Genomic DNA, 18,690 nt, shown 5'->3' on the forward strand with positions numbered 1-18,690 from the left:
CTCTACAAGTAAATGTAGAGACTGCATATTAAAAAAAAATGGTTTGATTATTTTTTTTTTTCATCATAGTCACCCATTAAGGAAAAATACCCAAATGCGCCTAATCCTAAAACTATTAGGGGTGTAAGTATAAAAAGGATGATAATTCCAAATACTAAATCCTCTTGTTTGCCTGACATAAATTTTGGTAATCCAAAAGTAAAGATGCAAAAATATGCTGCAGCAGCAGCTAATGCGATCCAAACTAATCCTAAAACTCTTTTTATTTGATTCATAGCTGTGTTTTTTATACGTGAGCGTTTTTGTCTTTATTTTTAATGTAAACCATTCCAACTACAAAGCTGACTGCAGCAATAACAATTGGATACCAAAGTCCTTCGAGGTAAAATTCCGGATGTCCCAAGTCTTTTGCATTGGTTACAAAATAGGTTGAAATAGCAGGGAGTAATCCTCCAAAAATTCCATTTCCTACGTGATATGGCAATGACATCGATGTGTATCTAATTTTTACTGGGAACATTTCAACTAAGAAAGCTGCAATAGGACCATAAACCATAGTTACAAATATCACTTGTACAAATACTAAAAATATCAAAGCCCAATTGTCACTAGAGTTAATTTTAATAGTTGTTTTGGTTTCCATTTTTGGTTTTCCATCCACAACTTTAGCCATGCCGTTTTCTAAAGATACCGTTTTTATTTCTACTAATGTCGTTCCATCTGCATACTCTTTGTTGGTCGTATAGATAGAATCCATAGTTTGTTTCTTGTTCTCCTTTAATTCAGCAACAACTTTAGTGTTTGCTACAATTTCAGTTTTATTTTTTACAGATGTAGTTTCATACATTTGTTTGTAGATGGGTCTGTACAAGATAATAGCCAATAACATTCCGCCCATCATAATGTATTTTCTTCCTACTTTATCACTTAACCAACCAAAGAAGATAAAAAATGGTGTGCCAAGAATTAATGCAATTCCAAGTAATGTATCTACTTGAGAAGAATCTATCGCCATTACCGTTTTCAAGAAACTCATCGCATAAAATTGACCGGTATACCAAACAACTCCTTGTCCCATGGTTGCTCCAAATAAAGCCAACAATACAAATTTCAAGTTGTAACGATTTCCAAAACTTTCTTTCAATGGGTTTGTACTGGTTTTACCTTCGCTTTTCGCTTTAGCAAAAACGGGAGATTCGTCCATGTTTTTTCGAATCAAATATGAAACTCCCACCATGACGATAGAAACCCAAAACGGAACTCTCCATCCCCATTCGTCAAATTGCTCTGGTGTAAGAATGTTTCTTGTGGCTAAAATAACCATCAAAGAGATGAATAATCCAACCGTTGCTGTAGTCTGAATCCAAGAAGTCCAATATCCTCTTTGTCCGACGGGAGCATGTTCTGCCACATAAGTTGCAGCTCCTCCATATTCACCACCCAAAGCAAGACCTTGAAGCAAACGAAGAATTAATACTAATAAAGGAGCCATAAACCCAATAGTTTCATAACTAGGGATACAACCTATTAAGAACGTGGCGCCACCCATTAATAAAAGCGTAACCATGAAGGTGTATTTTCTTCCAATTAAATCTCCTAATCTTCCGAAGAAAAGGGCTCCAAAAGGACGAACTACGAATCCGGCTGCAAATGTTGCCAATGTAGACAGGAATGCTGCTGTAGGATTATCTGATGGGAAAAATTTAGTTGAAATTACAACGGCTAAACTTCCAAAGATGTAGAAATCATACCATTCGATCATTGTACCCATTGAGGATGCGGAAATGACTTTCCAAATTCCTTTTGTTGATTTAGTACTCATAAATTATATTTTTAAATTAGTTTATAGATAGATTTGAAGTTGCACTACGAATTCCCCTTTTGATCCTGAGATATTAGATGGAGTCGTGTAAACGGGTCTTGTTGAATATTGTGCGGTGATTTTGGCATGTTGTCCATCCAGGAAAAAGTTGGTTCCAAGATCAAATTGGGTACTGGACTTGTCTAAAGCGTCAAAGCTTTTATAAGTAAATGCTCCAAAAGGTTGTACGCGTACTTTAGGTTTGTCTACTTTGCTTGGCAATAAAATTCCGGCTTGTGTGTACCAGATATTTCCGGATCCAATGGTAGCTTGTGCATTTCCGGGTCCTGCCAATGCTCTGTTTCCTGTGAAGTTTGGGTCAATTGAACCAATATTCATAATGGCTACATTACGTAAATAGTTTGGTCCAAAATCATAATCATAGAAAACGCTATATCCAGTTACAGCCATTTTGTTTTCTTTTTTTCCAACAGGCAAATCAAGGAAAACATCCGCTGCAAAAAGATTGATGCTGTGTTTGTTAATAGTATTGTTTACGGAAGATTTAGTTGCGTCTGGCGCAGTGTAAAAACCAGCACCTATATTGAATACTTTTTTAGTTCCAAGATAACTGCCCACTTTATAAGGCAATAAATTAGCTTCCTGATCTAAAAATTGATATTCGAAATAACCTGCTTTGGACCATTTTGTATTGCCGCTGTTGTCAACGGCTACCGCATTATCTGCTGTAGTTACATTAGTGGGAACTAAGTTTGTAGCGTATGGTTTATTGTAACTCAAGCGGTATTCTAATTTACCATATTTTCCTTTGGCGAATAAACCCATTTGTCTGGCAAACTGATCTGAATTTTCAATTAAAGGCCAGTTAAATACAGGAGCGTCAATTGTTAAAAAGTTCAATGTAGAAGCCATTGTTGCTCTGGATAATCCCATGTAATAATGCAATCCTCCACCAAGAGATAAGCTGAATTTTTTGTCTTTTTCAGGTAAAACTAATGCGTATTCATTCCAAGCATCGTGAAAAAACAGACCTGGTTTTTTTCCGGCACCGTATCCGCCAGTTCCTGAAGTTCCTGCCGCGCCACCATTAGTAAAGGTTTGATTGTTGATTCCAAAGTGCGTTACAATCATGTATCTTTTAGATAATTGAGAGTACGCAAGAAAACGCAAACGTCTGTTTCCAATGTCGGTTCCGGTTGTTGCCGCTTCATTTCCAATCATTGTTCCGGGGTTCATTTGGCTGGAACGAAACCATATTTGGTTCCATGCTATAAATCGCATGTATTTTGAACCATCCTCGTTCAAATTGAATTTCATTCCGCTGCCGTAATCAACTGAGCCTTGTGAAAAACCTTTTTGTGACAATAAGAGTATTGCGGCTATAAAAAATATTTTTTTCATAAATAAAATTTTGGTTATTAAATGGTTGGTTAATAAAGTGCCAAATTCTATTATTTTATTGTGAAAAAAAATTAAGATATATATATATGTAAAGTAGTATAGTTAATCTTTAAACCGTTCCCATTTTATAAGCATAAATTTGTCTCCGAGTTCCGTTATTATCATGCCTGCTCCCGAAAGTAATTCTTTGTTTTTCACATACTCTACTAGCTCTAAGTGATTAAAAATCTTATAGGTAGGGTGGTAATTGGCGTGAGACGCTTTTTTAATGTTAAATGTCTTTACCCAATTGCTGACAGTGACATGAGAAACCCCTAGAATACGCTCTATTTCTCGATAACTCAATCCTTCAAGGTATAATTGCAATGCTTTGGTAACATAGTAGTCGTCTATTTTTTTTCCAATTTTATTAACGGTAAAAAAATAGTTGCATTTTTTGCATAAATACCTTTGTTTGTTATTAATTACGCCGCTTTTAGTAATTTGATTACCTTGGCATTTTGGGCAGGTTAAAAGCTCCATATATATAAATTTTGCATAAATATAGTAAATTAGCAACTTTTATTATTTGAATTTCTTAAAAAAATATAAAAAAAATTGCGAACCCTTCATTTTTGTTGCGGAATAGGTGAATGTTTAGCAAAATTAAGGCGTTTTGTGAAAATGAGGTTGATGCCCTGAAATAGTACTTCGTCTGATAAAAGAGGGAATTTTGACTTATGTTTTGAAGGAGTAAATCGGGATCCGAATTAATCCAAAAGCAATATGGATTTGAGAAATGTATAAAAACAAAAAACCCGAATATTTCTATTCGGGTTTTGTGGTACCTCCAGGGATCGAACCAGGGACACATGGATTTTCAGTCCATTGCTCTACCATCTGAGCTAAGGTACCTCGCTATTGCGGGTGCAAATATAGGATGATTTTTAGTTTATCCAAAACAATTTTTAAAAAAAATCAATTCGTATCTTCGCAAGATCAAAAAATAAAATATGATTCTAGCTGTTGATGTCGGAAATACCAGAATTAAAGCTGCTGTCTTTGAGGGTGATATACTCGTTAATAATTTTGTATTTGTTAGAAAGGAACTCCAAAAAAATATTCAAAATATTTTAAAAAAATATAAAAAAATTGCTGATTTAATCGTTTCGTCTGTTGGAGATGTTGAAAAACAGTTGTTTTTGGAGTTTGAAAATGATTTAAAAGTCCATTTTATATCCCATGAAGATCCTTTTCCTTTTGTGAATTGTTATTCCACTCCTAAAACTTTAGGAATTGACAGAATGGTTCTTGCTGCAGGAGCAACGATACAGTTTCCTAATCAGAACCGATTGGTTATTGATGCAGGGACTTGTGTTACCTTTGATTTTATAGATGAAAACAATAATTATCTTGGAGGAGCTATAACGCCGGGACTACGATTGCGGTATGAGTCATTACATGATTACACCGCAAAATTGCCTTTATTAACATTAGATAACCCGAAAGGTTTAATCGGAAAATCTACTTCTGAATCTATTCATTCAGGTGTAGTCAATGGATTAGTCTATGAGATTGACGGTTTCATCGATGAATATAGCGCACGGTATTCAAATTTTATAATAATTTTAACGGGTGGAGACACAGATTTTTTGGCTAAACGATTAAAAAATACCATATTTGCCAATTCAAATTTTCTTTTAGAAAGTTTGAGCCAAACATTTCAATATAAAAATCAAAAATGATTAAAAAACTTATAGTAAGCGCATGTTTGCTTTTGTCACTTGTATCCTTTGCACAGGAAGGAACTTCATCTCCATACTCTTTTTATGGAATTGGGGATATAAGATTCAAAGGGACGCTTGAAAATCGTTCAATGGCAGGTGTAGTAGTGGAACAGGACAGTATTCATATTAATTTAGAAAATCCAGCCAGTTATGCAAATCTAAAATTAACTACTTTTTCTTTGGGTGGAACATATGGCACAAAAAGCTTGAAAAGTAATACCGGATCAGCAAATACTCGAAGAACAACTTTAGATTATTTGGCTGTTGGTTTGCCTTTAGGGAAATTTGGAGTAGGTTTTGGATTGATTCCTTATTCTTCTGTAGGATATAAAATTGAGTCGTTGGCAGATCAAGATGGTGAAACGAGCAAACGTTTAGCTGGTACTGGTGGCTTGAATAAAGTTTTTTTTGGAGTTGGATATAAAATAGCTCCTAATTTTAGCATTGGTGCAGATGCGCATTATAATTTTGGTAAAATTGAAACGAATAGTTTAGAGTTTATTACCAATGTTCCAATAGGTACTCGTGAATTGAATTCGGCAGATTTATCTGGTATGAATTTTAATATTGGAGCAATGTATCAAACTAAAATAGGTAAAAAAATATCCTTGTATTCTAGTTTAAATTATACTGTAGAAGGGACTTTGACATCTCAGAATGCTAGAAATATAGCTACTGTATTTTATAGTTCAGGATTCGAGGTGGTTGAAGTAGATGCGCTTCCTGAGCAAAAAACAGAAAAGGACATAAAATTACCAAGTAGAATATCATTTGGCGCTGGAATTGGAGAATCGAAAAAATGGCTTGTTGGAGGAAAAATTTCTTATCAAAAAAATTCAGGTCAGGAAAATACTTATAATCAAGCCAGTAACGTAGGTTACGGAAGATATGGTAGCGTTAGTTTAGGTGGATATTACATTCCTAATTACAATTCTTTTTCAAATTATGCTAAAAGAATTGTCTACAGAGGGGGTATTAAATATGAAAAAACAGGATTGATGATCAATTCTGAATCTATAAATGATATGGGAGTAACATTTGGTGTAGGTCTTCCAATTACGGGTAGTTTCTCAAATGTGAATTTAGGTTTCGAATTAGGGAAAAAAGGAACCACAAATGCAAATCTAATTCAAGAGAACTATGCTAATTTTAGTGTAAGTTTTTCTCTTAATGACAAATGGTTTGAAAAACGAAAATTCAACTAAAACTCGAAAAGAGTACATATAATCAAATTGCTTTTGCAAGTACAGCGTATGCCTTTACTAAAAAAACATATAATTTCCCCAGTAGTCACAGCTTTTGCTGTGACTCTGTTTTTTGGGTGTGAAAGTAATTTTAAAGAGGTGCAAAAAATAAATTTTTCAGAGTTTGTTCCCAGTGGTGATGCTGATAATGTGAATTTGAAATATACGGATTCGGGATTGATTAAAGCTATTTTGGTGAGCCCTAAAATGTTGGATTTTTCTAGTGTAGATTTTTCGTTTACCGAATTTCCAAAAGGAATTGATGTTACGTTGTATGATAATAAAGCAAAAAAAACATTTATAACTTCCAATTATGCAGTTTCATACTCAAAGACAAGTATTATTGATTTGCAGGGGAAGGTAAAAATTAAATCAGAAAACGGTCAAACGCTGGAAACGGAGCAATTGTATTACGATCAAAAAAACGAATGGTTTTTTACTGAAAAAAAGTTTAAATTTATGGATCTCAAAGGAGAATCAAACGGACAAGGAATCGATTTTAGTAAAGATTTCAAAGTGATTAATTCACAAAGAATAACTGGCGAAATTCAAACAGCCGACTAATTTTATAAAACTATAGTATGAATTACTTAAAATACACACCTTACATTTACCTTGTTTTTGGGGCTTACTTTATATATGATGGAGTTACAAAATTAAATGCAACTGAAGCAACACCTTGGTTGAGTTTTATAATTGCAGGATTGGCAATTTTTATGTTTTTCTTCAGGTTGAAATTTGCTAAAAAATTTGAAGACCGAAATAAAAAATCCTAGCACATGGAAATTAGTATTATCATATTGTGTCTAATACTATGTGCCTTTTTCTCAGGAATGGAGATTGCTTTTATTTCTTCCAATAAAATTTATCTTGAAATAGAAAAAAAACAGGATAATTTCATTTCTAAAATACTTACAAAACTTACCGAAAAACCCTCTAAATTCATAGCTGCCATGCTTATTGGAAACAATATAGCATTAGTTATTTATGGTTTTTTTATGGGCGAACTATTAATGGGCTGGATTAATGTCTTAGGATATCATTTTTCAGGTTTATTGAACTTTTTTATCCAAATACTTATAGCGACCTTGGTAGTTTTGATTACTGCTGAGTTTTTACCCAAAGTATTCTTTCAAATCTATGCCAATACCTTAATAAGGGTTTTTGCTATTCCGGCATATGGTTTTTATATGTTGTTTTATTTTGTCTCTACTTTTTTTATCTGGGTTTCAGATTTTGTTTTGAAAAAATTCTTCAAAACAGAAGGCGACCAAGTGCCTCTTTATTTCAGTAAAGTAGAACTGGGGAATTATATTACAGAGCAGATGAGCACGGTTGAAGATAATGAAGAAGTGGATTCTGAAATATTAATGTTTCAAAATGCTTTGGAATTTTCAGGTGTAAAGGCTAGGGATGTTATGAGTCCAAGGACTGAAATCGCAGCAATTGATCTATATGATTCGATAGAAGAGCTGAATAAATTGTTTATCGAAACAGGCTATTCTAAAATTGTAGTATATCAAAATTCACTCGATGATATTGTAGGTTATGTGCACTCATTCGATTTGTTTAAAAAACCGAATAATATCAAAGAAATTGTAATTTCTGTCGAATTTGTCCCTGAAACAATTTACATTAAAGATGCAATGAATTTGCTTACCAAGAAGAGAAAAAGCGTGGCGGTTGTTCTGGATGAATATGGAGGGACTTCCGGAATTATTACGATAGAAGATATTGTAGAAGAGCTTTTTGGCGAAATAGAGGATGAGCATGATTCTGAAGAAGAACTAATCGAGAATGAACTTGGAGACGATGCATATATTTTTTCCACTCGACTTGATGTGGAGTATTTAAACCAAACGTATAAGCTCGATATTCCTGAAAGTGATTCTTATGGCACACTTGGCGGTTTTATTGTTGATTATACCAAAGATATTCCTCAAAAAGGGGACGTAATTAACATAGGAAACTTTCATTTTATCATAGAAGAAGCCACAAACAAGAAAATAGAATTAGTCAAAATGTCCCTAGGAGAGTGATTTTTTTTAGAAAATAGAAATTTCTTGTAAAATAAAAGGTTACTACTATAATTATTAATTAGATAATTGTATTTTCGCAAACTGAATATAAAAATTAACAACAATAAAAATGGCAGTTTTAGCAAAAATTAGACAACGTTCCGCCTTATTAATAGCAGCTATTGCTATCGCATTATTTGCATTTATAATACAAGATCTTATCGGTAAAGGTGGCCTTGGCCAAAACACCAAAGATGTAGGAAGCATTGATGGAAAAGATATCTCATTTGAAGATTTTAGAGTCAAAGTAAGCAATGTAGAAAAAAGCGGTGAAGGAATTACTTCAACAGCTGCGGCTAACAGAGTTTGGGACCAAGAAGTTTCTATTGCTTTACTGACATCTGAATTTGATAAGTTAGGATTAAGAGTAGGTGAAAAACACATTTTGGAAGTTTTAAAAGCAGATCAAAACATAGGTAAAAATCCATTGTTTTTAAATGCAGCAGGTATGTTTGACATTGCAAAATTCAAAGAATATTTCAAATCAAATCCAGCTCAAGCACAATACTTGAAAGACAGGGAGAAAGATGCTGAGTTGAATGCTAAATATCAAATTTATAATACTTTAATCAAATCAGGTGTGTATACAACTGAAAGCGAAGGGAAGTTTAAATATGAAATGGAAGCGAACAAAGTAAATTTTGCTTACGTAGCAGGTTTATATTCTACTATTAAAGACAGTGATGTAAAAATTACTGATGCTGAGATTGTAGATTTCATGAAGAAAAATGAGAAAAAATACAAAGCTGACGAATCCCGTGAAGTAGAATATGTTTTGATTGAGGACAAAGCTTCAACAGAAGATGAAAATGAAGTTAAATCTAAAATTAACGGATTGCTAAACGGAAGTGTGGTTTATAATCAGGCAACGGGTAAGAATGATACTTTGCCAGGATTTAGAACAACTACAAATACAATTGAATTTGTAAATTCAAATTCAGATGTTCCTTATGATTCAACTTATATTGCTAAAAAAGATTTACCGGCTGTAGATGCAGATAAATTGTTTAATCTTGCTCCTGGTCAGGTTTATGGGCCTTATAAATTTGGACAATACTATTGTGTTTCTAAATCTATGGGTATGAAACCGGGTGTAAATGCTAAAGCAAGTCATATATTGATTAGTTATGAAGGAACACAAGTTCCGAATCAAAAAGAAAGAAGAACAAAAGAAGAGGCTAAAGCAAAAGCAGAAGTTGTATTAGCTCAGGTTAATGCGAATCCAGAAAGTTTCTTAATGTTAGCTTTCACAAGTTCTGATGACTCATCAGCACAACAAGGTGGTGATTTAGGTTATTTTGGACCAAACGCAATGGTAAAACCTTTTAACGATTTCGTTTTCAATAATTCAATTGGTAATATAGGATTAGTTGAAACACCTTTCGGATTTCATATTATCAAAATTACAGATAAACAAGATGGAATTCGTCTAGCTACAGTAGCTCAAAAAATTGAAGCTTCTGAATCAACTTCAGATAGAATTTTTACACAGGCAACTAAATTTGAAATGGACGCTGCGGATAAAGATTTTGCAAAAGTGGCAAAAGACATGAAACTTGCAATAGCTGCTCCGGTTACTGTAAAAGCGATGGATGAAACTTTTGGTCCTTTAGGAAACCAAAGAACAATAGTGAGATGGGCATTTGAAGATGATACTAAAGTAGGTGCAGTAAAAAGATTTGAACTGGCTAATATAGGACATGTAATTGCAAAAGTTAAAAATATTGATGAATCTGGATTAGTGTCAATCACATTAGCCAGACCTTATGTAGAGCCAATTCTTAAAAACAAGAAAAAAGCGGAATTGATAAAAGCTAAAATGACAGGAACTTCATTAGAAGCAATTGCAAAAACTACTGGTTCAACAGTACAACAAGCAGCTGCTATTACAATGGAAAACCCAATGTTAGTTGGAGCAGGTCAAGAGCCAAAAGTAGTTGGAAATGCATTTGCATTGTCAGCTAACAAATTGTCAGCTCCTATTGAAGGAAATACAGGTGTGTATGTTGTGAAAAACCTAAGCACTGTAAAAGCACCAGCTTTGAAAAGTCATGAGGCTTACATAGCTAAATTAAAAGCTCAAAGCGCTTCAGACGCAAACAGAGTTGTTCCTGCATTAAAAGGGAATGCTAAGATTGAAGATAACAGAAAACAATTCAATTACTAATAATCTGTTTAGAAGTAATTAATTTTTCAAAATAAAATCCCGATACGTTCTGAATGTATCGGGATTTTATTTTTAATATAGTTTTTGTTTGAAGGCTTGACCAGAATTTAAGATGAAAGTCTAATCGTTGAATTAAGATTGTATCATCTCATTATAAGGAATAATTGTTCCATATCCTTTTGAAGCAAAATAGCCGCTTGGGTTTTCTGGAGCAATTGCCATTACAAAATCACCACCCCAAGCACCCAGACTTTTTATTACGCCATTGAAATCATGAAATAAGGATTCTTTTACGGTTTGCATTTCCAGAATAATACTCATTTCAGCTTCGTGCTTTTCAATAGCTAAAGCAAATGATTTAATGGTGGTTGCTTTCAAAACTTCGAAAGTTATTTTGTCATTTAAAACAATTGTTCTGTTCAGGTTGTTTTTTTTATTGATGTTGTAAGATGCTATTGCATTCTTGCTGCTTTGTTTTTTGTTGAGGTAGACAAAATAGATGTCTTCAGTAAATTTTGGATTAAAAACCACTTTCTCAATAATGGGTTTTCCTTGATCTAAATGGTATAAAATGGGAGTGTCGTTTTGAGCGCATGCAATATCATAGCCGCTTCCTCCAAAACTGTTTTTAAGCAGTATAAAAGCGTCGATTTCTAACCATTGCGCAATATTATTTATCAAAGTGGAAGAAGTGCCCAGACCCCAACTTTTTGGAAATCCAAGTTCAGTTGTAATGTTGTATCCTTCGGAAAGATTGATGAAATTTGAATTTAATACGAAAGCTTCGTGTAAAATAGCTATAAGTGTGGATTTAACGGATTCGCTTTCTAAATTTCTTGCATTTGAAATATCCGAAAATGAAATAGTATCTTCAAACCAGATACTTTTATCAGCATCGTAGCTTTTCCAAATGATTTCTTTATTGCTTCCTTTTTCTATAATCAGGTTTTGTCCCAATTTTGTTGGTAATGCAAAAGCTTTTGCGCCATCTAAAACTAGATATTCTCCTGTAATTAAAAGTTTTCCGTTACTGTAGAATGTTTGTTTCATTAGTTTCTTAAATTTTCAATAAAATCAACTACTGCACTATGTGAAATAGTATTTTTTTTGAAATATTTATGTATCAAAATTCGTTCGCCATCATTGGCTTCAAACTGATTGATGATATTGTTTAAATGCATTTTCATGTGTCCTTCCTGAATTCCGGTCGTTGTCAAGGAGCGCAAAGCGGCAAAATTTTGTGCCAAACCTGCTACGGCGACCACTTGCATTAATTCCTTAGCAGATGGGTTTTCAAGCATTTCCAACGCTAATTTTACTAATGGATGCAAAGAAGTCAATCCACCAACGGTACCCAAAGCTAACGGTATTTCTAACCAAAAAGTGAATATTCCATTCTCTATTTTGGCATGTGATAAACTGGAATATTTTCCGTTTCGTGCTGCATAGGCGTGAATTCCAGCTTCTACCGCGCGGAAATCATTGCCAGTAGCTAACACAACAGCATCGATGCCGTTCATAATTCCTTTGTTGTGTGTTACGGCGCGGTACGGTTCTACTTCGGCAATTTGAACTGCTTGCACGAATCGTTCTGCAAATACTGTAGGACTTGAAATGTGTTTTTCTTTTAATTCTTCAACAGGACACGAAACCTCGGCTCTTACGATACAATTAGGAACATAATTTGAGAGTATGCTCATGACTATTTGAATGTTCTTCTCTGTTACAGAGAATAATTCGTATGTCAGTGCCTCTTCTCTCAACGTCTTAGCAAATTGCTCCAAACAAGAATTGATGAAATTAGCCCCCATACTATCTTTAGTTTCGAAAGTGGCATGAAGTTGAAAGTAATTAGGTAATAAATCGGTTTTGTCTTTCAGGACAATATCAAGAATTCCACCGCCACGCTTTTGCATGTTTTTTGTAATGGATTCTGTTTTTGAAAAAAACTTTGCTTTGGTTTGAATGAAGAATAATTCCAGTTTTGAAACATCATCACCTTTGAAAATAAAATGGACCTGACCGATTTTTTCGGTGTTGATAACAGTGGTTTTAAATCCACCTCTGGTGGACCAAAATTTTGCTGTTTTTGAGGCAGCTGCAACTACGGAGCTTTCTTCAATCGCCATCGGAATGGCACTGTATTTGTTGTTGATTAGGAAATTTGGAGCAACTCCAAGCGGAATATAGAAATTGGTGATGGTATTTTCTATGAATTCATCGTGTAATTTCTGTAATTTTTCATCTGAATTCCAGTAGTTTTTAAGTAATGCTATTGCTTCAGAGGGAGTTGAAAAGTATTCTTGGGCAATCCAGTTTATTTTTTCTTCTTTGGATAATTTAGAAAATCCGGCTACAGCGTTGTTCATTCTCAATAGATTATAGTATGTATACGTGCAAAGATACGCTTTTACCAGTTTTATTTACTATCATATTATCCTCAATAAATGGGTGTGTATAATATTGTTTTTAACATTTAACACACCAAATGTGAAATTATTGTAAATTTTTCACTAAAATTGACGATTTTTATAATTAAATCAATATCATGAATTCAAACAAAATTACAGCCTTACTTTTATTCTTGTGTTTTACCGTTTTTGGTCAACAAAAAATCACAATTAATGAAATTTTTAATGGTGCTTTTAGTGCTAAAGGAATGGATGAATTACAGTCCATGAAGAATACAAATCAATACACTGTTTTGAATTTTGATGGTGCATCCAGAAGTATTAAAATTGATTTGTACGATTTTGCAACATTGAAAAAAATCGCAGTTTTAATCGATACGAAAGATCACAAGGAATTGCCTGCAATCGATAGCTATACATTTGACGCTTCTGAAAGAATGATTTTGTTAGCATGTAATACCAAAAAGATTTTCCGTCATTCCTTTACAGCGGATTATTACTTGTACAATATCGGGACTAAACAATTAACTAAGTTGTTTGATTTTCAGGTTCAGGAACCAACCTTTTCTCCAGATGGGAAAAAGATAGCCTACGCCAAAGAAAATAACCTTTATGTATATGATTTAACTTCAAATAAATCGACTCCTATTACTACTGATGGAAAGAAAAATAACATTATCAATGGGATTACGGATTGGGTTTATGAAGAAGAGTTTGCTTTTGTAAGAGCATTCGACTGGAGTGCCGACAGCAAAAAAGTGGCCTACATCCGTTTTGACGAAAGTCAGGTTCCGGAATTTTCCATGTCTATGTTTGGAAAAGATTTATATCCTGCAATTCAAACTTTCAAATATCCCAAAGCAGGTGAAAAGAATTCTCTAGTCTCTCTACATATTTATAATGCCAATACCAATGCAACTAAAAACATAAATTTGGGGAACTACAATGATTTTTATATTGCCCGAATGAAATGGACTAATGATGCCAATGTTTTATCTGCGCAGGTATTGAATCGCCATCAGGATAATTTAGACTTGTTATTTATCGATGGAAATTCAGGAGCAACAAAAGTGGTGTTAAATGAAAAAGGCAAAGCGTATGTTGATGTGACTGATAATTTGACTTTCTTGAAAGACAATAGTTTTATTTGGACTAGTGAGAAAGACGGTTTTAACCATATTTATGTTTATAACAAAACAGGGAAATTAAAAAACCAAGTGACTAAGGGCAAATGGGAAGTAACCAATTACTATGGTTTAGATGAGAAAACCAATACTATTTTTTACCAATCTGTAGAGAATGGATCGATTAACAGAGATATTTATAGAATAGGCCTTGACGGAAAAAATAAAGTTCGTTTGTCTAAAAATGTTGGAACAAGTGCAGCCACTTTTAGTCCTAATTTTCAATACTACATTAATACATTTTCAAGCGCTACACAACCTACGACTTATACTTTGAATGAAGCTAAAGCAGGAAAACAGGTAAAGGTTATTGAGGATAACGAGGCATTAGCTTCAAAATTAAAAGGGTATAACTTACCAGTCAAAGAATTTTTTGTTTTGAAAACGGAAAAAGGAAATGAACTGAATACTTGGATCATGAAACCAAAAGATTTTGATCCGAGCAAGAAATATCCAGTTTTAATGGTGCAGTATTCTGGGCCTGGTTCGCAATCAGGTGCCAATCAATGGAATGCTTCCAATGATTATTGGGCTATGGTGTTAGCACAGCAAGGTTATATTGTCGCTTGTGTTGACGGTCGAGGAACAGGTTATAAAGGAGCCGACTTTAAGAAAGTGACTCAAAAAGAGTTAGGAAAATATGAGGTTGAAGATCAGATTGATGCAGCTAAAGTGATAGGAAATTACTCTTTTGTGGATAAATCCAGAATTGGAATTTGGGGATGGAGTTTTGGAGGATTTATGGCCTCAAATTGTATTTTGAAAGGGAATGATGTTTTTAAAATGGCCATTGCGGTGGCTCCGGTAACGAACTGGAGATTTTATGATAGCATTTATACGGAAAGATACATGCAAACACCTCAGGAAAATCCAAGTGGTTATGATGAGAATTCACCAATAAACCATGTAGATAAGCTAAAAGGAAAATTCCTTTTAATTCACGGTTCTGGGGATGATAATGTTCATGTACAAAATACAATGCAAATGATGGAAGCTTTAATTCAAGCGAATAAACAATTTGATTCTCAAATTTATCCTGATAAAGCACACGGAATTTCTGGGGGTAATACCAGAATTCAATTGTATACTAAAATGACAAATTTTATTAAAGAAAATTTAGGGGATAGTAACTCTTCAAGTAAGGAAACAATTTAATCCTAAAATTGATTTTGATAAAAACCCCATGACATCTAGGGTGGAAAAAACAAAATTCAATTCTATAATAAAAAGACTAACTTTATCAAAGAAAATTTATAATACCACTTTATGACAAACGACTCCTTATCGCATAAAAAAGAATTTTTTGGACATCCAAAAGCGCTTTTTATTTTATTTTTTACAGAAATGTGGGAACGTTTTTCATTCTACGGAATGAAAGCACTTTTGATTTTTTATCTCACAAAGTATCATTTGTTTTCTGATAGTGCCGGTAATTTATTAATTGGAAGCTATGCTGCTTTAGTGTATGCAGTTCCAGTAGTAGGTGGGTTTATTGCCGATAGATATTTAGGGTTTAGAAAGGCAATTGTTTTTGGAGGGATATTATTGGTGCTTGGTCATGTTGGAATGGCTTACGAAGGAAATGCAGCAACTGAGTCTGTCACTGGAGTAATTACAAGAGATGAATTTGCACTTCAGGTATTTTACCTTTCCTTGGCGTTTATTATTTTGGGGGTTGGTTTTTTAAAGGCTAACATTTCTTCACTGGTGGGTGAGTTGTATTCAAAAGAGGATAAGAGAAGGGATTCCGGATTTACCATTTTTTATATGGGAATAAATTTAGGTTCTTTTTTGGCAACTTTAATTTGCGTTTGGCTTGGTGAAAGATATGGTTGGAGTTATGGATTTGCAGCGGCTGGAGTTGGAATGTTTTTTGGGTTGTTGACTTTTATCTCTGGAAGGAAATTGTTAATGGGAAAGGGAGAATCTAAAGCACCAGAATTTTTAGCAAAACATACGCTTGGGATTAAGAATGAATGGTTGATCTACTTAGGAAGTGTAATCTCGACATTGTTAATTTGGCAAATGGTTCAAAGCCATAGTGTAGTGCAGAATTTGCTGATTGTAGCAGGAGCCATATCATTTGTATATATACTTTATTATGCGATTACACAATTAGATAGAATTGCTAGAGAGCGATTAATCGCATTAACGATATTGATTGTTTTTACGGTTGTTTTTTGGGCATTGTTTGAACAAGCTTATACTTCTTTAAATCTTTTTGCTGATAGAATTTTAGACAGAGGTCCTATTGATGCTGGGAATTTTTTAAGTTTAAATGCATTATTTATTATTCTTTTAGCCCCTGTTTTTGCATGGTTATGGGTGAAATTAGGGAAATACAATCCGAATACGGCAGTTAAATTTTCGATTGCTCTAATTTTAGTGGGATTAGGATTTGGCTCATTAGTTTTAGGAATTAATGTGTCTGAGATGGGAAAAGTTGGAGTGATTTGGTTAGTGCTGACCTATTTTCTTCATACTTGTGGGGAATTATGTTTGTCTCCTGTTGGGCTTTCTGCGGTTACTAAATTATCTCCGGTAAAAATCGTAGGATTTATGATGGGAGTATGGTTTTTAGCAACTGCAAGTTCTGAGTTTATTGCTTCTTTATTGGCTAATTTGGCCTCGATAGATACATCAAATGGTGTAGCACCTGATTTGAATTTGGCAAAACAGAGCTATTTAAAACTTTTTGAATATTTGTTTTATGCGGGATTAGGTTTTGGAGTATTGCTTTTAGTTCTTTCAGGAACAATTAATAAATTAATGCACGGAGTTGATAAAGAATTAAATAACTAATATATGAGTCAGAATAATACAGATCAATTTTTTAAAAGCACCGTTTTAGGGCATCCAGCGGGATTATTTGTTTTGTTCTTTACAGAGATGTGGGAGCGTTTCTCATTCTACGGAATGCGTTCATTGTTGATATTGTTTTTAACAGCTTCTTTTACTGATGGTGGATGGGAATGGACTCGTGAAAATGCGTCTGCTCTGTTTGGATCTTATGTAGGGCTTGTTTATTTGTCAACGATGTTGGGGGGCTATTTTGCCGATAAAGTAATTGGTTTTAGATGGGCTGTTGTTTTAGGAGCGTCATTAATGACATTAGGGCATGCTTCGATGGCATTAGAAACTGAATTTTCAATTTATTTAGGACTGGTATTGTTGGTTTTTGGGAACGGATTTTTCAAACCCAACATGACTTCTATTGTATCAGAAATGTACAAAGACCGTCCTGAGAAGAAAGATGGTGCTTATACTTTATTTTATATGGGTGTAAACGCAGGTGCTTTCTTTGGGATTTTGCTTTGTGGCTATTTAGGTGAAAAAGTTGGATGGAGTTATGGATTTGGTCTGGCCGGAATTTTTATGTTTTTTGGGATGTTACAGTTTTGGTTGTCCCAAAATATCTTTGGAGACATTGGTTTAAAACCAAGTGCAGCAAGTAAAGCTAAAGCAGAGGCTTTGGATACTGACAAAAGAAATCCATTTACACCTTGGCAACTTGGCGTTATTGCATTGTCATCAATTTTAGGATTACTATGGATTTTAAATGATCCTGCTTCAAAAATTTCGGGGGGTAAAATAAATATTTTTTCTTTTCTTGGTGAAAACGGAAACGCGATTGCTATAGTTTCGGCTTTGCTTTTATTTATTATTCTATTAATTTACAGATTTACACAATATTCACAGGTTACTAAAGAGAAATTAATTGCAGTAACTTTTTTCGCTTTTTTAACTATTTTCTTTTGGGCAATTTTCGAACAATCGCCAAATAGTTTGACCATTTTTGCAAATGATTATACGGATCGGGTTCTAGTTGGTAATTGGAGTGTTGTGTTTTTAGTGGTTAATTCATTGATTACTATTTTGCCTTTAGCAATTATTACATGGGTATTATATTTGTTATTTAAACAAACTTTCAAATATTATGCAGTGGCAAATGTTATTTTGAGTGTAAGTTTTGTCATCATTTGGACAATTGCAATTTGGATGTTAGTTAAAGATTATTATACCGCTGGATATTTATCATTGTCAGATTCAACATTGGAATCACTTAAAATTGACAAGGTGACGACTGCACTGACAGAAGTTCCTGCCACTTGGTTTTCTACATTAAATTCATTGTTTATTATTTCACTAGCCCCTTTATTTTCAAAATGGTGGGAAAGTAAATACAATCCATCCGCTAATTTAAAATACGGTATCGGAATGGGATTATTAGCATTGGGGATGGCTTGTGTTGCTTTTGGTGCCAGTGGTATCGAGGCAGGTGCAAAAACAGCTTCAGTAAGTATGATTTGGCTAATATTAGTGTATCTTTTTCATACTATGGCTGAATTGTGTATTTCGCCAGTTGGGTTGTCTTATGTAAGTAAATTAGTTCCTGCAAGAATGATTGCATTTATGTTTGGAGTTTGGTATCTTGCAGTTGCAATTGGGATGAAAGGAGCAGGTATGTTTGGTGAGAATATTGATAAAATCGCAAACGAACATGGATTGAGTTATTTCTTTTGGATGTTAACAATAATTTCAATTGTAGTTGCTTTGTTTTCTGTTTTGATGACTCCTGTCATTAAGAAATTAATGCATGGTGTTCGATAGGTTTAG

15 protein-coding genes and 1 tRNA gene are annotated in these 18,690 nt (G+C 33.9%); 9 read left to right on the forward strand and 7 right to left on the reverse strand.

Annotation, left to right across the window (positions count from 1 at the left end):
- Positions 1–47: 47 nt before the first annotated feature.
- The 5 genes from ACM55F_RS13460 to ACM55F_RS13480 all read right to left on the reverse strand — a co-directional run bounded on the left by ACM55F_RS13460 (position 48) and on the right by ACM55F_RS13480 (position 4,117).
- Positions 48–275 carry a DUF6814 family protein gene (locus ACM55F_RS13460; protein ID WP_416854322.1) on the reverse strand — a complete coding sequence of 76 codons (228 nt, stop codon included), beginning with the start codon at positions 273–275 and terminating at the stop codon, positions 48–50.
- 11 nt (positions 276–286) lie between these two features.
- Entirely contained in the window at positions 287–1,822 is a 1,536-nt protein-coding gene (locus ACM55F_RS13465; RefSeq protein ID WP_416854323.1) for an MFS transporter, read from the reverse strand.
- A 21-nt stretch (positions 1,823–1,843) separates the two neighbouring features.
- Positions 1,844–3,223 (reverse strand): porin, encoded by a 1,380-nt coding sequence (locus tag ACM55F_RS13470; RefSeq protein ID WP_416854324.1) that lies wholly within the window; start codon positions 3,221–3,223, stop codon positions 1,844–1,846.
- Between the two features lie 102 nt (positions 3,224–3,325).
- Complete coding sequence (locus ACM55F_RS13475) at positions 3,326–3,745, reverse strand: transposase (RefSeq protein ID WP_416854326.1); 420 nt, start codon at positions 3,743–3,745, stop codon at positions 3,326–3,328.
- 299 nt (positions 3,746–4,044) lie between these two features.
- A tRNA-Phe gene (locus ACM55F_RS13480) sits at positions 4,045–4,117 on the reverse strand.
- Between the two features lie 98 nt (positions 4,118–4,215).
- Between ACM55F_RS13480 and ACM55F_RS13485 the strand changes: the two genes are divergently transcribed.
- The 6 genes from ACM55F_RS13485 (at position 4,216) to ACM55F_RS13510 (ending at position 10,478) form a co-directional block, all read left to right on the forward strand.
- Entirely contained in the window at positions 4,216–4,947 is a 732-nt protein-coding gene (locus ACM55F_RS13485) for a type III pantothenate kinase (RefSeq protein ID WP_416854327.1), read from the forward strand.
- Positions 4,944–6,194: a hypothetical protein gene (locus tag ACM55F_RS13490; protein WP_416854328.1), complete on the forward strand. Its 1,251-nt coding sequence runs from the start codon at positions 4,944–4,946 to the stop codon at positions 6,192–6,194. Before ACM55F_RS13485 ends, ACM55F_RS13490 begins: the two co-directional genes overlap by 4 nt.
- A 48-nt stretch (positions 6,195–6,242) precedes the next feature.
- Complete coding sequence (lptC, locus tag ACM55F_RS13495) at positions 6,243–6,797, forward strand: LPS export ABC transporter periplasmic protein LptC (protein ID WP_416854329.1); 555 nt, start codon at positions 6,243–6,245, stop codon at positions 6,795–6,797.
- A 17-nt stretch (positions 6,798–6,814) separates the two neighbouring features.
- Positions 6,815–7,009 carry a hypothetical protein gene (locus ACM55F_RS13500; RefSeq protein WP_143386892.1) on the forward strand — a complete coding sequence of 65 codons (195 nt, stop codon included), beginning with the start codon at positions 6,815–6,817 and terminating at the stop codon, positions 7,007–7,009.
- 3 nt (positions 7,010–7,012) lie between these two features.
- Positions 7,013–8,272, forward strand: a complete 1,260-nt coding sequence (locus ACM55F_RS13505; protein ID WP_416854330.1) for a hemolysin family protein — start codon at positions 7,013–7,015, stop codon at positions 8,270–8,272.
- Between the two features lie 109 nt (positions 8,273–8,381).
- Positions 8,382–10,478: a peptidylprolyl isomerase gene (locus ACM55F_RS13510; RefSeq protein WP_416854331.1), complete on the forward strand. Its 2,097-nt coding sequence runs from the start codon at positions 8,382–8,384 to the stop codon at positions 10,476–10,478.
- A 132-nt stretch (positions 10,479–10,610) separates the two neighbouring features.
- Here ACM55F_RS13510 and ACM55F_RS13515 read toward each other — a convergent pair whose 3' ends face one another.
- Together ACM55F_RS13515 and ACM55F_RS13520 are read right to left on the reverse strand one after the other, a co-directional pair.
- Positions 10,611–11,528 (reverse strand): GYDIA family GHMP kinase, encoded by a 918-nt coding sequence (locus tag ACM55F_RS13515; protein ID WP_416854332.1) that lies wholly within the window; start codon positions 11,526–11,528, stop codon positions 10,611–10,613.
- Complete coding sequence (locus ACM55F_RS13520; RefSeq protein ID WP_416854334.1) at positions 11,528–12,847, reverse strand: hydroxymethylglutaryl-CoA reductase, degradative; 1,320 nt, start codon at positions 12,845–12,847, stop codon at positions 11,528–11,530. Before ACM55F_RS13520 ends, ACM55F_RS13515 begins: the two co-directional genes overlap by 1 nt.
- A 179-nt stretch (positions 12,848–13,026) precedes the next feature.
- Between ACM55F_RS13520 and ACM55F_RS13525 the strand changes: the two genes are divergently transcribed.
- The 3 genes from ACM55F_RS13525 to ACM55F_RS13535 all read left to right on the forward strand — a co-directional run bounded on the left by ACM55F_RS13525 (position 13,027) and on the right by ACM55F_RS13535 (position 18,684).
- Complete coding sequence (locus ACM55F_RS13525; RefSeq protein WP_416854336.1) at positions 13,027–15,228, forward strand: S9 family peptidase; 2,202 nt, start codon at positions 13,027–13,029, stop codon at positions 15,226–15,228.
- 111 nt (positions 15,229–15,339) lie between these two features.
- Complete coding sequence (locus ACM55F_RS13530; RefSeq protein ID WP_416854337.1) at positions 15,340–16,875, forward strand: peptide MFS transporter; 1,536 nt, start codon at positions 15,340–15,342, stop codon at positions 16,873–16,875.
- Between the two features lie 3 nt (positions 16,876–16,878).
- The gene (locus ACM55F_RS13535; RefSeq protein ID WP_416854338.1) at positions 16,879–18,684 is read left to right on the forward strand and encodes a peptide MFS transporter; all 1,806 of its coding nucleotides are present in this window, start codon (positions 16,879–16,881) and stop codon (positions 18,682–18,684) included.
- Positions 18,685–18,690 lie beyond the last annotated feature (6 nt).

This window comes from Flavobacterium melibiosi, from assembly GCF_048158545.1.
GTDB lineage: Bacteria > Bacteroidota > Bacteroidia > Flavobacteriales > Flavobacteriaceae > Flavobacterium > Flavobacterium melibiosi.